13 protein-coding genes are annotated in these 14,044 nt (G+C 72.7%); 4 read left to right on the forward strand and 9 right to left on the reverse strand.

All coding sequences use genetic code 11. The features are described 5' to 3' along the window. Positions 1 to 117: 117 nt before the first annotated feature. Together ACFO0C_RS44780 and ald are read right to left on the reverse strand one after the other, a co-directional pair. Complete coding sequence (locus ACFO0C_RS44780) at positions 118 to 993, reverse strand: site-specific tyrosine recombinase XerD (RefSeq protein WP_378072999.1); 876 nt, start codon at positions 991 to 993, stop codon at positions 118 to 120. A gap of 35 nt (positions 994 to 1,028) precedes the next feature. Further along, entirely contained in the window at positions 1,029 to 2,144 is a 1,116-nt protein-coding gene (ald, locus tag ACFO0C_RS44785; RefSeq protein ID WP_378072972.1) for an alanine dehydrogenase, read from the reverse strand. A 90-nt stretch (positions 2,145 to 2,234) separates the two neighbouring features. Here ald and ACFO0C_RS44790 point away from each other — a divergent pair, with 90 nt between their 5' ends. Then, on the forward strand, positions 2,235 to 3,440 hold the full coding sequence (locus ACFO0C_RS44790) for a barstar family protein (protein WP_378072973.1): 1,206 nt from the start codon (positions 2,235 to 2,237) through the stop codon (positions 3,438 to 3,440). A gap of 42 nt (positions 3,441 to 3,482) precedes the next feature. Next, complete coding sequence (locus ACFO0C_RS44795) at positions 3,483 to 4,250, forward strand: SAM-dependent methyltransferase (RefSeq protein ID WP_378072974.1); 768 nt, start codon at positions 3,483 to 3,485, stop codon at positions 4,248 to 4,250. On the opposite strand, the gene ACFO0C_RS44800 is transcribed toward ACFO0C_RS44795, so the two are convergent. Both ACFO0C_RS44800 and ACFO0C_RS44805 read right to left on the reverse strand, forming a co-directional pair. Then, positions 4,240 to 4,635: a PPOX class F420-dependent oxidoreductase gene (locus ACFO0C_RS44800; RefSeq protein WP_378072975.1), complete on the reverse strand. Its 396-nt coding sequence runs from the start codon at positions 4,633 to 4,635 to the stop codon at positions 4,240 to 4,242. The genes ACFO0C_RS44795 and ACFO0C_RS44800 overlap by 11 nt on opposite strands. 51 nt (positions 4,636 to 4,686) lie before the next feature. Then, complete coding sequence (locus ACFO0C_RS44805; RefSeq protein ID WP_378072976.1) at positions 4,687 to 5,103, reverse strand: VOC family protein; 417 nt, start codon at positions 5,101 to 5,103, stop codon at positions 4,687 to 4,689. Between the two features lie 30 nt (positions 5,104 to 5,133). On the opposite strand from ACFO0C_RS44805, the gene ACFO0C_RS44810 reads away from it, so the two are divergent. Beyond that, positions 5,134 to 6,204, forward strand: coding sequence for a nucleotide disphospho-sugar-binding domain-containing protein (locus tag ACFO0C_RS44810; RefSeq protein WP_378072977.1), 1,071 nt, complete (start codon positions 5,134 to 5,136; stop codon positions 6,202 to 6,204). 76 nt (positions 6,205 to 6,280) lie between these two features. Here the strand turns inward: ACFO0C_RS44810 and ACFO0C_RS44815 are convergent, their stop codons facing one another. Beyond that, positions 6,281 to 6,853, reverse strand: coding sequence for a TetR/AcrR family transcriptional regulator (locus ACFO0C_RS44815; protein WP_378072978.1), 573 nt, complete (start codon positions 6,851 to 6,853; stop codon positions 6,281 to 6,283). Positions 6,854 to 6,962: 109 nt separating this feature from the next. Between ACFO0C_RS44815 and ACFO0C_RS44820 the strand changes: the two genes are divergently transcribed. Next, positions 6,963 to 8,126 (forward strand): macrolide family glycosyltransferase, encoded by a 1,164-nt coding sequence (locus ACFO0C_RS44820; RefSeq protein ID WP_378072979.1) that lies wholly within the window; start codon positions 6,963 to 6,965, stop codon positions 8,124 to 8,126. Positions 8,127 to 8,128: 2 nt separating this feature from the next. On the opposite strand, the gene ACFO0C_RS44825 is transcribed toward ACFO0C_RS44820, so the two are convergent. The 4 genes from ACFO0C_RS44825 to ACFO0C_RS44840 form a co-directional block, all read right to left on the reverse strand. Next, the gene (locus ACFO0C_RS44825; RefSeq protein ID WP_378072980.1) at positions 8,129 to 8,707 is read right to left on the reverse strand and encodes an NUDIX domain-containing protein; all 579 of its coding nucleotides are present in this window, start codon (positions 8,705 to 8,707) and stop codon (positions 8,129 to 8,131) included. Between the two features lies 1 nt (position 8,708). Beyond that, entirely contained in the window at positions 8,709 to 10,403 is a 1,695-nt protein-coding gene (locus ACFO0C_RS44830; RefSeq protein WP_378072981.1) for a CTP synthase, read from the reverse strand. A gap of 120 nt (positions 10,404 to 10,523) precedes the next feature. After that, positions 10,524 to 12,872, reverse strand: coding sequence for a hypothetical protein (locus ACFO0C_RS44835; RefSeq protein WP_378072982.1), 2,349 nt, complete (start codon positions 12,870 to 12,872; stop codon positions 10,524 to 10,526). Then, the gene (locus tag ACFO0C_RS44840; RefSeq protein ID WP_378072983.1) at positions 12,869 to 13,981 is read right to left on the reverse strand and encodes a glycosyltransferase family 4 protein; all 1,113 of its coding nucleotides are present in this window, start codon (positions 13,979 to 13,981) and stop codon (positions 12,869 to 12,871) included. The genes ACFO0C_RS44835 and ACFO0C_RS44840 overlap by 4 nt, the downstream gene beginning before the upstream one ends. Positions 13,982 to 14,044: the final 63 nt, after the last annotated feature.

Genomic DNA, 14,044 nt, shown 5'->3' on the forward strand with positions numbered 1-14,044 from the left:
ATTTGACTTCTGTTTTCCGCCGCGGGGCTAGCACGGTCGATGCCCGACTGTACGCCACCCGCCCCGCCCCGAAAGGGTTCAGCCGTTCGGCGTGTCGCGCCCACGCATCCATAGCCTCTAACGAGCCCGCGGGTGTGCGGTCGCGTACACCTCGCGGAGGCGTTCGACGGTCACCAGGGTATACACCTGCGTCGTGGTGACCGAGGCGTGTCCCAGCAGTTCTTGCACCACCCGTACGTCGGCCCCGCCATCGAGCAGATGCGTCGCATAGGAGTGACGCAACGTGTGCGGGCTCACCGCGTACGGACCCTCCACCGGCAGACCGGCGGCGATGGCGCAGCGGTGCAGGACCGTCCACGCGCTCTGCCGGGAGAGTCGTCCGCCGCGGGCGTTGAGGAACACGGCGGGCGTGCCCCGGCCCGCCTCGGACAGGGTGGGCCTCGCCCGTACCAGATAAGCCTGCAACGCGGCCCGCGCGTAACCGCCGACCGGGACCAGACGGGTGCGCCCGCCCTTGCCCCGCAGGATGACCGCCGGGTCGGTCGCCAGCTCGAGATCGTCGATGTCGGCGCCGACCGCCTCGGAGATCCGCGCGCCGGTGCCGTAGAGGAACTCCAGGAGGGCCCGGTCCCGCAGGCCGAGCGGCGAGTCGGCGTCCGGCACCGCGAGCAGCCGGCTGACCTGGTCCACGTCGAGCGCCTTGGGCAGGCGTTTCGGCGGTGCGGGTGGCCGTACCTCCGAAGCCGGGTCGTGTGCCGACAACCGCTCGCGGACCGCGAACCGGTGCAACCCGCGGACCGCCGAGATGGCCCGCGCCGCCGACGCCGACGCCAGGCCCTCCTCGCGCAGCCGGGCCAGATGCCCCGCGACGTGCGCGGACCGCACGCCGGCGAGATCCTCGACACCCTCGGCGGCCAGCCCTTCGGCGTACCGTTCCAGGTCCCGCCGGTAGGACGCGAGCGTGTTGCGCGACAGCCCGCGTTCCACGGTCAGATGGTCGAGATAGGTCCTGATCGCCCGATCCAGGCTCAGCGCAGCACCTCCGTCAGCGGTATCGAGGGCATCCCGTGCGCCTCCGCGACCGGTCCGTAGACGACGTTCCCGTCGAACGTGTTCAACCCCGCGGCCAAGGCGGGATCGGCGTTCAGGGCGCCGCGCCAGCCGCGGTTGGCCAGTTCCAGAGCGTACGGCAGAGTGACGTTCGTGAGCGCGTAGGTGCTGGTGTGCGGCACCGCCCCCGGCATGTTCGCGACGCAGTAGAACATCGACTCGTGCACCCGGTAGGTCGGATCGTCGTGGGTGGTCGGCCGCGAGTCCTCGAAGCATCCGCCCTGGTCGATCGAGATGTCCACGAGCACGCTGCCCGGCTTCATCCGCGACACCAGTTCGTTGGAGATCAACTTCGGGGCCTTGGCTCCCGGCACCAGCACCGCGCCCACCACCAGGTCCGCGTCGAGCACGGCTTTCTCGATCTCGTACGCGTTCGACGCGATCGTCTGGATGTGCCCGCGATAGTCCGCGTCCACCGCCCGTAGCCGGGCCACGTTCTTGTCCAGCAGCAGCACCTCGGCCTGCATACCGAGGGCGATCGCGGCCGCGTTCAGCCCGGACACGCCGGCGCCGATCACGACGGCCTTCGCCGCGTACACCCCGGGGACGCCGCCCATCAGCACGCCGCGCCCGCCGCCCTGCCGCATCAGGTGGTAGGCGCCGACCTGTGGGGCGAGCCGTCCGGCCACCTCGGACATCGGGGCGAGCAGCGGCAGCGAGCGGTCCGGAAGTTCCACCGTCTCGTACGCCACCCCGGTCACCCCGCGCTCCACCAGCGCGTCGGTGCACTGCCGCGACGCCGCCAGGTGCAGGTAGGTGAAGAGCACCTGCCCGGACCGCATCCGGTGGTACTCCTCGGGAACCGGCTCCTTCACCTTGAGGATCAGGTCACCGAAGCCCCACGTCTCGTCGGCGTCCGGCAGGATCGCCGCCCCCGCCGCCCGGAAGTCGGCGTCACTGATCGACGAGCCGGCGCCGGCACCGGACTGCACGGCCACCTCGTGACCGTTGCGGGCGAGCTCGAAGACGCCCGCCGGGGTGATCGCCACCCGGAACTCGTTGTTCTTGACCTCGGAGGGAATTCCGACCTTCATCTGCCGGACGTTACCCGTGAGCTGCTGATCCATCCGGATTCGTGCACCGGGATCCCCCGGTCGGCGGTCCGGGCTGTACGGTTCCACCCGATGAGCGGCTTTCCCTGGCTTCTGGTGGACCAGAACACCGACGACGGTGAACTCGTCATCGCCGCCTGCTCCGACATCGACGGTCTGTTCGTGGAGGTTCCCCAGCCACCCGTCGAGCGGTACAGCCTGCTCGGCTGCGAGCCGGCCGGCCGGCTAGCGGCGGCCTGCGACGGCACCGGCCCGGACTGGCTGGGCAACGTCGGGCTGGACGCGATCCACCCGCCGCAGTCGAAGCACCCCGCGCACTGCTGGCACTGTGCCGAGGAACTGCTCGACATCACGGTCCTCGACGCCCGGCCGTCCGCTCTCGGCCGCGGGCTCGACGTGACGCTGGAGGGGCGGCTGCGCATCGAGGAGCTGGCCCGGTTCGCCCGCGGCGCCGACAAGGCCCCCGACGCCGACGGCTACCTGCTGGTCGGCGTCACCGGGGACGGCGAGGAGGACTTCGGGGTGTGCCGCGAGGTGTCCGGGGTGTTCCGCCCCCGGCCGGCTCCGGCACCGCGCGGCGCCACCCTGATCGGCTGCCGGCCCGAGCCGCCGCTGCAGCGCGCCCTCGACGCGCTGAGCCGCGGCGCCGCCCCGCGACGACGCTGGATCCAGGGCTCGATCTTCAGCGTCGACCGGGACGGCACGGCGGTCGGCATGGTCGGTGCCGGCCTGGGGGCCGAGGTCGCGGAGGTACGGCCGTCGCGTCTCGGCGACGGCCTGGTCGACGTCACCCTGCAACCCACCTACGGCGACGCGGTCGGCGGTCCCCGCCCGGCCGGCGCCCGCACGGTCTGGCAGCGCTGGCGGGCCGGACGTCCCGACGTGCACGGCGAATGGGCCGAGTACGACGCCGACCTGCGGCACGAGTGGGCCGGTGTCGCGCTCGCCCACCACGAGCAGCGCCCCGACCGGCCGGCCGGCACCCGGTACCACATGGCCGGGCGGCACATCACCGACGTGGAGGGCTTCTTCTGCGCCATCGGCGAGGCGGTCAACGGCCCCGGCGGCTACTTCGGGTGGAACCTGGGCGCCCTGCACGACTGCGCCAACGGCGGCTGGGGCGCCGCTCCCGGGTTCCGGCTGGTCTGGCACGACTCCGAGGTGGCCCGTACCTGGCTGGTACCCGGCTACGACCGGCGCTGGTGGACCCCGGCCGTCACGATGGACGACCTGCTCGGCTACCTGGCCGATTCCGGCGTCGAGGTGGAACTCCGCTGACCGATTTTGTCTAGTCCACCACGGGGCAGGTAGATTTCCGCCATGGCGGTCGATCTCAACACGTCCCTCCCCCACTCAGCCCGGATCTACGACTTCCTGCTGGGCGGCAAGGACAACTTCGACGCGGACCGCAGAGCCGCCGCAGAGATCGTCAAGCAGTCCCCGAGCCTGCCGATCTCCATGCGCGCCAACCGCGACTACCTGGCCCGCGTCGGCCGCTATCTCGCTGACGACCTGGGAATCCGCCAGTTCCTGGACGTCGGCGCAGGCCTGCCCACCTCACCGAACCTGCACGAGGTCGTGCAGGGCGTCCACCCCGAGTCCCGGGTGGTCTACGTCGACAACGACCCGATCGTCCTGGTGCACGCCCGTGCCCTGCTCACCTCGTCATCGCACGGCTCCATCGCCTACCTGGACGCCGACCTGCGCGACACCGCCGCCGTACTGTCCGCGCCTCTCGACTTCAGCCGTCCGATTGCGATCACTCTGGTGGCGATCCTGCAGTTCATCACCGACGACCAGGAGGCGTACCGGATCATCGACGCCCTCCTGGAACGTCTCGCCCCCGGCAGCGCCCTGGCCATCTCCACCGTGACCGCCCACAACGAGCAGGCCGTCCTCGGCGCGAAGGCGTACACGGCCCGCGGCATCCCGGCCAGACCCCGCACCGACGACGAGGTCCGCCGCCTGTTCCGCGGCCTCGATCTGGTCGATCCGGGCGTCACCCTGGTCAGCCGCTGGCGCCCGGCCGGCCCCACCCCCGACGACTTCCACGTCCAGATGTCCGGAGGCGTGGCCGTCAAACGCTGACGTCCCGCTTGTGCACGGTCAGGCGATGCGGGTCGGTGTCGGTGTCCTCCAGGCCGAACGCGATCACCCGGCGCGGGTGGATCCGTATCATCGCGTCCGGGCCGTCGATCGCCTCGCCGTCGCCACGGATCTCCAGGCAGCGGACCCGCCACGGGTCGGTCGACGGCAGATCGTCGACGACGAACGCGACCCGGCCGTTGTCCGCCACGTTCCGGAACTTACGGCTGGCCACCATCGTGAAACCCCGGATGTCGATGGTGCCGGTCTCCGGATTCCAGGCGAACCCGACCGGGCTCACCTGAAGCGTCCCGTCCGGCTGAGCCGTGGCCAGCCGCCCGAGCCGCTGCCCGGCGAGATATTCCAGCTCCTGCGCGGTGAGAGTCATCCACCCACCCTGCAACCTCGATCAGGGTTGAGGTCAACCCTCCCGGTGCGGTCAGCCGACGAAGACGCAGATGATGTGGCCGTCCGGGTCGGCGTAGGCGCGTAGCGGCTCGTCCGGGTCGGTGGAGCGGTCGAAGCGGAGCGTGGCGCCCAGGGCCAGGATGCGGTCATGCTGGCGGTTCAGCTCGTCCAGGGACGGGACCGCCGTGTCCAGGTGCGCCTGCTGGGGGATCTCGTCGCCCGGCCAGCTCGTCGGACGTACCCCCGTGGTCTGCTGGAAGGACAACCGGAAAGCGCCGTCGCGCGCCTGCAACTGCAACCACTCGCGGCCTCGCGGATCGTCCGCGCCCGCCGGCGGCGGCTCGTCGCCCTGGCGATACTCCAGGTCCAGCAGCTCGCGGTAGAACTCGGCGAGCCGGCGGGCGTCGGTGGTGTCGAGCACGAAGGCCCGCAGGGTCGGCACGGTCATTCGCTGGGAGTACCCGCCTAAAGTGGATTGATGCGTGTTCTCGTGGTCGCCGCACCGCTGATCGGGCACGTCTTCCCGCTGGTGCCGCTGGCCCGGGCGTTGCGTGCCGCCGGGCACGAGGTGCTGTTCGCGACGGGTGGGGACGGGCTGCGGGTGACCGGGGTCGAGGTGCGTGACGTGGCGCCGGGGTTCCGGTTCGCGGGTGTCGCGGCGCGTACCGCGCTGCGGCATCCGCTGCTGGTCCGCGACGAGCTCGCCGGGACGGCCGGCACCCGGATGGTGGGCCACCTGTTCGGGGCGGTGAACGATCGGATCGTCGACCGGGTCGAGCGGACGGCCCGGCAGTGGCGGCCGGACCGGATCGTCTACGAGCCGCTGGCGGCGGCCGGCGCGGTGGTCGCGGCCCGGCTCGGCGTGCCGGGCGTCCTGCACGAGAATTCGCTGTACGACGGGCCGGCGCTGCTGGCCGCGACCCGGATGCGGGGCCGCCCGGAGCTGGCGGCACCGGCCGCGGTGATCCGGATCGCACCGGCCAGTGTGGCCGGGCGGGGCACCCACCTGCCGATGCGGTTCGTGCCGTATTCCGGTGACGAGCCGCTGCCGGAGGACCTGGCCGGGCCACTCCGCCGCCCGCGGATCCTGGTGAGTCGCAGCACGGTGCCGCAGCCGGGCCCGGACCGGATGATGGCCCGGGTCGCCGAGGCGGCCCGCGACGTCGACGCCGACGTGGTGCTGGTCCGGCCGAACGTGCGGCGGCTGCCGGCGGGCGTGCGGGCCGTCGGCTGGGTGCCGATTCCGGCGGCGCTGGCCGCCGGGGCGGTGATCGTCCATCACGGTGGCGCCGGCACCACACTGACCGCGTTGCGGGCCGGCGTCCCGCAGCTGATCGTCCGGGGCGCCGGGGACCGGCGGCACAACGCGGAGCTGGTCGCGGCCCGGGGTGCCGGGCTGGCCGCCGACGAGCGGGACGTCACCCCGGCGCTGCTGAACCGGCTGATCACCGACCCGGTGCTGTCCTTCGCTGCGCGTGAGGTGGCCGCCGAGATGGCCGCGATGCCGCCTCCGGAGCACCTGGTGGAGGCGATCCGCCAGACCGGCTGACCGATCGGGCCGGGACGTCACGTTGCGCGGGCCGGCTCGATCCAGCGGATCACCGGCCCGTCCTGATGGCGATGATTCAGAGCTGTCGCGGTCGCAACGCCGCCAGGGCGAGGTCGACGATGCCGTCCGCGTACGCCTCGGTGAGCGGGCCGGTGCGCATCATCCAGCGGTGGTACATCGGCCCGATCAGCAGTTCGACCGCCTGGTCCAGGTCGACGTCGTCGCGGACCCGCCCGCGCAGCCGCTCCTTGATCGTGTCGAGCTGGGGCCGCAGCAGCCTGTCGCGCATCGTCTCGGCAAAGGTCTCGCTGGTCAGCGTCTCGATGGTGAGTGCCCGGGTGGTGACCGACAGCCGCGGGTCGGCCAGCTCGGCGACGATGGCCCGGACGACGAGGCGGAGGTCGGCCTCGAGGTCGCCGGTGTCGGGCAGGGGCGGCGGGCCGGCCGGGCCGATCTGGTCGACCAGCGCGTCGAGGACGACGGCACCACGCCCGGACCACCACCGGTAGATGGTCTGCTTGCCGACTCCGGCCCGGGCGGCGATCTTCTCGACGGTCAGGTCGGCGTATCCGCTCTCCTGGAGCAGGTCGAGGGTGGCGGTGAGGATGGCGGCACGGGAGCGCTCGCTGCGGCGGGTGGGATCGGGCACGGCGCGAGCATAGCCCACAACGAGACGCGACGTCTCGTCTTGACAAGCGGCGGCTCTAGCGAGACGCTACGTCTCGTCTTGTTGAGCACCACGAACCGAAGAGGACCCCGTGCACATCGCCATGGTCAGCATCCCGTTCCCCGGCCACGTCAACCCGAGCATCGAGGTGATCCGCGAACTGGTCGCCCGCGGTCACCGGGTCACCTACGCCAACGACCCGTCCTGGACCGACGCCGTCGAGTCGGTGGGCGCCGAGCTCAAGCCCTACCGATCCGGGCTACCGGTCGGCGACGACTGGGACGGCGACGTGATCGACCACCTCACGCTCTTCCTCGACGACGCGATCGCGATGCTGCCGCAACTGCGCGCCGCGTACGAGAACGACCGTCCCGACCTGTTCCTCTACGACATCGCCGGAGCCCCGGCCCGGCTGCTGGGCGGGCAGTGGGGCATCCCGTCGATGCAGGTCTCCCCCACGTTCGTCGCCTGGGAGGGCTACCAGGAGGAGATGGCCGCGATGATCGAGCAGATGCGGGCCGATCCGCGCGGCGCCGCCTACTACGAGCGGTTCGAGCGGTGGCTGGTCGAGGAGAAGTCGCCGGTCACCGACAGCGCCGCCTTCCAGGGCCGGCCGGACCGCGGGCTGGTCCTCATCCCGCGCGTCATGCAGCCGTTCGCCGACCGGGTCGACGAGACGGTCTTCAGCTTCGCCGGCCCGATCCTCGGCGACCGCGACGACCAGGGCGACTGGACCCGCCCGGCGGACGCCGAGAAGGTGCTGCTGGTCTCGCTCGGCTCCACGTTCACCGACCACCCGGAGTTCTACCGGCACTGCGTGGAGGCGTTCGCCGGCCTGCCCGGCTGGCACGTGGTGCTGCAGATCGGCAAGCACGTCGACGCGTCGGTGCTGGGTGCGGTGCCGGCCAACGTGGAGGTGCACCACTGGGTGCCCCAGCTGCGGATCCTGCGCCAGGCCGACGCGTTCGTCACGCACGGCGGCATGGGCGGCTCGGTCGAGGGTCTCTACTGCGGCACGCCGATGCTGGTGGCGCCGCAGGCCGCCGACCAGTTCGGCAACGCCGACCGGCTGGTCGAGCTGGGCGTGGCCCGCAAGATCGACACCGCGATCAGCGCGGCGGATCTGCGGGAGACGTTCGAAAAACTGATCAACGACCCGGGGGTACGCCGTGCCAGCGCCGAGATCAGCCGGGAGCTGCGAGCCGGCAGCGGGGCCGGGTACGCCGCGACGCTCATCGAGAACGCCGCGGCGTGACGTCAGGAGGCGGGGAGGATCGTCCAGCCGGTGTCCCGGGCGCGCGCCGCGGCCAGGATGCCGGCGACCGCGGCCGCGTTGGTGATCTCGCCGCGGAAGACCATGGCGACGCACTCGGCGAGGTCGACGCGGCGTACCTCCAGGTCGGCCTCCTCCGCGGTCCGCACGTGACGGTCGGTGTCGGGCAACTCGGTCAGGTCGCGGGCGAGGAACACCCGGACCTGCTCGTCGGCGAAGCCGGGTGAGGTGTGCAGGTCGATCAGCGGCTCCATCCGGCCGGCCGCGAGATCGACCTCCTCGGCCAGCTCGCGGGCGGCGGTGAGCGCCGGCTCCTCGCCGGCCACGTCGCGCAGCCCGGCCGGCAACTCCCACAGGTGCCGGCCGACCGGGTGGCGGTACTGCCGGATCAGCACCACCCGGTCCTGTTCGTCGAGGGCGACCACGACGACGGCACCGCGGTTCTCGACCACGTCGCGGGCCGCGGTGCTGCCGTCGGACATGGTCACCTCGTCGGTGTAGACCGAGAAGATCGCACCGTGGTAGCGCTCGGCCCGGGACACCGTCCGATGGGCGAACCCCATCTCAGGCGCCCTCGGCGACGTCGATCTCGACCGGCAGCTCGTCCGCCGACGCGTAGGCGATGGCCGCCTTGACCAGCCCGTCGAAGAGCGGGTGCGGCCGGGTCGGGCGGCTCTTCAGCTCCGGGTGTGCCTGGGTGGCCACGAAGTACGGGTGCACCGCACGGTCCAGCTCGATGAACTCGACCAGCCGCCCGTCCGGCGACGTGCCGGAGAAGACCAGACCGGACTGCGACAGCTTGTCGCGGAAGTCGTTGTTCACCTCGTAGCGGTGCCGGTGCCGCTCGGAGATCATCGTCGCGCCGTACGCCTCGGCGACGATGGAACCGTCCTTGAGCTTCGCCGGGTACGCGCCGAGACGCATGGTGCCGCCCAGGTCGCCCTTGCCGGCGACGATGTCCTCCTGGTCGGCCATCGTCGAGATGACCGGGTAGGTGGCCTTCTCGTCGAACTCGACCGAGTTGGCCCCGGCCAGACCGGCCAGGTTGCGGGCGGCGTCGATGGTCATGCACTGGAGCCCGAGACACAGGCCGAGGATCGGGATGCGGTTCTCCCGGGCGTACCGCGAAGTGTTGACCTTGCCCTCGATGCCGCGGACGCCGAAGCCGCCGGGGATGACGATGCCGTCGGCGCCCTTCAGGGCGGCCGCGGCGCCGGCCGGGGTGACGCAGTCGTCGCTCGGCACCCACCGCAGCTGGATCTTGACGGTGTTGCCGAAACCGGCCGCCCGGATCGCCTCGCTGACCGACAGGTACGCGTCGGGCAGGTCGACATACTTGCCGACCAGCGCAATCGTGATCGTGCGCTTCGGGTGGTGCACCCGCTCCAGCAGGTCGTTCCACGTCTTCCAGTTGACGTCCCGGAAGGACAGACCCAGGCGGCGCACCACGTACGCGTCGAGGCCCTCGTCGTGCAGGACCTTCGGGATGTCGTAGATGCTGGGCGCGTCCGGGCAGGCGATGACCGCCTCGACGTCGACGTCGCAGTAGAGCGCCAGCTTGTGTTTCATCTTCTCCGGGATCTCCCGGTCACTGCGGCAGATCAGGGCGTCCGGCTGGATACCGATGTTGCGCAGCGCGGCCACCGAGTGCTGGGTGGGCTTGGTCTTCAGCTCACCGGACGGCGCCAGGTAGGGCACCAGCGACACGTGCAGGTAGAAGACGTGGTCCCGGCCGACCTCGTGGCGGACCTGACGGATCGCCTCCAGGAACGGCAGCGACTCCATGTCGCCGACGGTGCCGCCGACCTCGGTGATCACCACGTCCGGGACGTTGCCGTTCTCGTCCGGGTCGGCCATCGCGAAGATCCGCGACTTGATCTCGTTGGTGATGTGCGGGATGACCTGCACGGTGTCGCCCAGGTACTCACCGCGCCGCTCCCGGGCGATGACCGCCGAATAGACCTGGCCGGTCGTCACGTTCGCCTTGCCGGACAGGTCACGGTCGAGGAAACGCTCGTAGTGGCCGACATCCAGGTCGGTCTCCGCCCCGTCCTCGGTGACGAAGACCTCACCGTGCTGGAACGGGTTCATCGTGCCGGGGTCGACGTTCAGGTAGGGGTCCAGCTTCTGCATCACGACGCGGAGACCGCGGGCGGTGAGCAGATTGCCGAGGCTGGAGGCGGTGAGGCCCTTACCCAGCGAGGAGGCGACGCCCCCGGTGACGAAGATGTGCCGCGTGTCGCGCACTGTTGAGGCCAAGGCCCGCTCCCGTGGTCGCCGTTTCATCGGTTCTTGCGGCCGGGGCAGGACCCCATCCACGGGAGTTCACCGTAACACTGTTTGCCGAAGCCTCCACGTTCGGGCTGGTGGGCGTGCGTGTCATGGCACAGTTACCGGATCATCGTCGGATTTACGCAGTAACGGCCCTCCCGGCCCGTCCGTCTCACCCGGAGGTGGCGTCCGGTCGGCGGCGTGCAGCAGCACCCGCAGCGCCGTCAGCACCGCGACCGGCACCGCCGCCGCGGCCGCCGCACCGGCCGACCCGAGAGCCGTGCCGCCCAGCACCCCGGCGATCAGCGTCGCCACCACGGTCCCGGCGACACCCGCCCGGATCGCCGGATGCAGCCCGTACAGGCGGTTCAGGCCGCCCCACGGGGAGAACTGGCAGAACGCCAGCATCGCCGCACCCAGCAGGGCCAGCAGCGTCAACGGGCTGTCCACCAGCGCCTGCCCGTTCGCCGCCGCGGCCCGCTGCACCGCAGGGCCGGCCGTGCCGTCACCGAGCGAGGTCAGGAACCGGCCCAGCGTGCCCTGCTCCAGCGGCGGCCGGCGCAGGTCGAAAGTCGCGAACGTGATGGTCACCACCACGCCGGTCAGCCCGGCCCAGGCGATCCGCGGGAACGTCAGCCAGCCGCCGGTGCTCATCACCGCCGCCACGCACGCGCCGGCGGTCACCGCGATCGCGCCGATCGGGTCGGCGCCCAGGTGCGCACTGCCGACCATGACCACGCCCAGCCCGCCGAACGACACCATCACCAGCGGCCGCCAGCGCCGGGTCACCCACTGCGCCAGCGAACCCGCCAGCAGGAACAGCCCGGCCACGAAGACACCGAGACCGACGCTGCCCAGCCCCGCGTACCGCACGCCGTGCACCGCCGAGTAGCCGGCGACGCCGTTGAGCTGGAGCCGCGCCCCGGTCGCCAGGTCGATCGCCACCACCAGCACACCGATCGCGGCGGCCGAGGCCAGCGGCCACAACGTCCGCGGGTACCGCGGCGCCAGCCGGATCACCAGGGTGCCGAGGACCATCAGCGCGGCCGTCGCCGACCCGAACATCCAGGCCGGATGCTCGCTGCTCCACCACGGCACCACGTCGGCCAGCAGCGCCGCCGGGATCGCCAGTCCGGCCGCGAGCAGCGCCGCCTCGGAGAGGTCGACCAGACGGCGCCGGGGCAGCGGTGGCCCCAGCGGGCCGGCGTGCCGGCGGGCCCGGACCAGCACCGGGATCACCGCGGTGAAGAGCACCAGCTGCAGGATCGCCAGCACGGCGAAGAAGATCTCGGCGACACCGCGCTGGGCGATCGCCCGGCGGTCGGCGTCCTGCGCACCCTGCATGGCCTGGGCCGGGTCGGCGGTGCGCCCCGGGGTGATCGACGCGGTGTAGCCGGAGAACAGCTTCTCCGGGGCCGGCTTGCCGAGCGCCGACAGCACGGTCGGGGCCAGGTCGACCAGCTGCAGGTAGCCCTCCCGGCCGGTGCCGGCCGACGTGAGCCAGCCGCCCTCCCAGCCGGGGCCCTCGGCGATCGCCACGTGCAGCCGGGACGTGGCGTCGGTCTCGGCGAGCCCGGCGATCAGCATCAGCGAGCGCTGCGGGCGGGCGGCCAGGACCCGGGCGAGAGTACGGTCGGCGGCCTCCACCGCGGCCCGGCGTGCCACGCCGTCCCCGGAGACCGTGCCGAGGTCGACGATGCTCAGCACGCAGTCGCCGAGCAGTTTCGCCGGGTCGGCGGGCAGCTCGGGGACGTACCGGTCGACCCGGCCGAACGGGCGGGCCGCCGCGATCGCCGCGCCCGGGCCGACGGCCACCGTGCAGCGCACCGACTCGGCCAGGGCGCCGGGCGTCGTACCGTACGGCAACCGGTCCTGATTGGTGCGGACCACGGTGGGCTGCTCGGGCAGGTTGGCGCCGATCCCGTCGGGCTGGGTGAGCCGCGGCTCGGCGGCCGGGCAGCGCCCGGTGACGGCCCGGGTGTCCCAGGCCGCGTAGTTGCCGGCGCCGAGGGTCAGCCAGCCGTCCGACGGACAGGTCACCGAGTGCGCCGACCGCACCGACAGCCAGCCCACCGAACCCCGGGTCGCCTCCTGCCACAGTGCCGGCGTGCGCTGCGGGTCGAGATCCTCCCAGCGCAGCCCGGCGGCGGCCGCGACCACCACGTAGTCGGCGTCGCCACCGCGCTGCCGCTCGGCCGGCCGCAGCGTGAGCGCGGCCAGGCTGGCCACCGCGACCAGCGCCACCATCACGTAGGGCACCCAGGCGGCGAGCAGCGGCCGCCGTGGCGTGCCGGGCCGCCGGACGTTGCGCAACCGGTCGAGCAGCGTCGGTTCCCCGGGCACCGGCGGACCGCCGCGACCTCGGCGTAACCGGTCGAGCAGCGTCGGTTCCCCGGGCACCGGCGGACCGCCGCGACCTCGGCGTAACCGGTCGAGCAGCGTCGGTTCCCCGGTCACCGGCGGACCGCCGCGACCTCGGCGTAACCCGCCCGCACGTCCGCGACCACGTCGTCCTCGCCGGGCCAGGTGGCGGCCTGCCGCGGACCGCGGGCCGCGTAGGAGGCGCGCAGCTCCGCGTCGCCGAGCAGCCGCCGGACCGCCTCGTCCAGCGCGTCCAGGTCCTTCGGCGGGATCTGCACCGCGGCGTCACCGACCAGGCCGGGGAGCCCGCCGACGGCCGTGGTGACCAGGGGCACCCCGGCGTGCAGTGCCTCCTGCGCGAACAGCTGCCGCGCCTCCCAGTCACTGGTGATCACCGCGAGGTCGGCGCCGGCCAGCAGGTCGGGCACGTCGGTCCGGTGCCCGAGCAGGTGCACCGGGGCGTGCAGCCGGGACGCGCGCTGCGCGAGCGGCATGTAACTCGGCCCGGAGCCGGCGATCACCACGACCGGGGCCGGGGTCAGGTCGCGCCACCGGGCGGCGGCGTCGATCAGCAGGTCGTAGTGCTTCTGCGGGTGCAGCCGGCCGACCGACAGGATCAGCGGGGTGTCGCCACGCAGCCCGAACTCGGCGCGCACCGCCGACCGGGTCCGTTTCGGCGCCGCCAGCTGCGGCGCGGCGACCGGGCCGAGACGTGCGTTGCGCGCGCCGAGCGCCACCGCCCGCTGCACCAGGTCGTCGGAGGCGCCCAGGGTCAGCGAGGCGTTGCGCGCCACGATCCGCTCCAGCAGGGCACCGGCCTGGCCGCGCAGGCCCCGGGCGAGGACCGCGTTGTGCCAGGTGACCACGAGCGGTACGCCGGTCCGCGCCACCGACGCCACGAAGGCGGCACGCAGCCCGTGCGCGTGGACGACCTCGGCGTCCCGCCCGGCGACCGCCCGGCGCAGCTGCCGGATCGCGCCGGAGTCCTGCGGGCCGGGGTCGGCCGGGATCTCCACCGGCGTGAAGTCGATGCCGCTCGCCGTGATCCCGAACTGCTGGTCCACCGCGGACGGCCCGCACACCAGCACCCGGCAGCCGGCGGCGACCAGGCCGCGGGCCAGGGAGGCGACGTGCTGGCCGATCCCACCGGTACTGGACGCGACCACCAGCACGACCGAGCCGCGCCACTCCCCGTCGCTGCTCACGACCCCGCCAACCCCTCACTCGTTTCGTCCCCGGCGCCCGGCGGCGCTGTAAGCCTCTCGGCC

This window comes from Actinoplanes subglobosus, from assembly GCF_042650585.1.
Lineage (GTDB): Bacteria > Actinomycetota > Actinomycetes > Mycobacteriales > Micromonosporaceae > Actinoplanes > Actinoplanes subglobosus.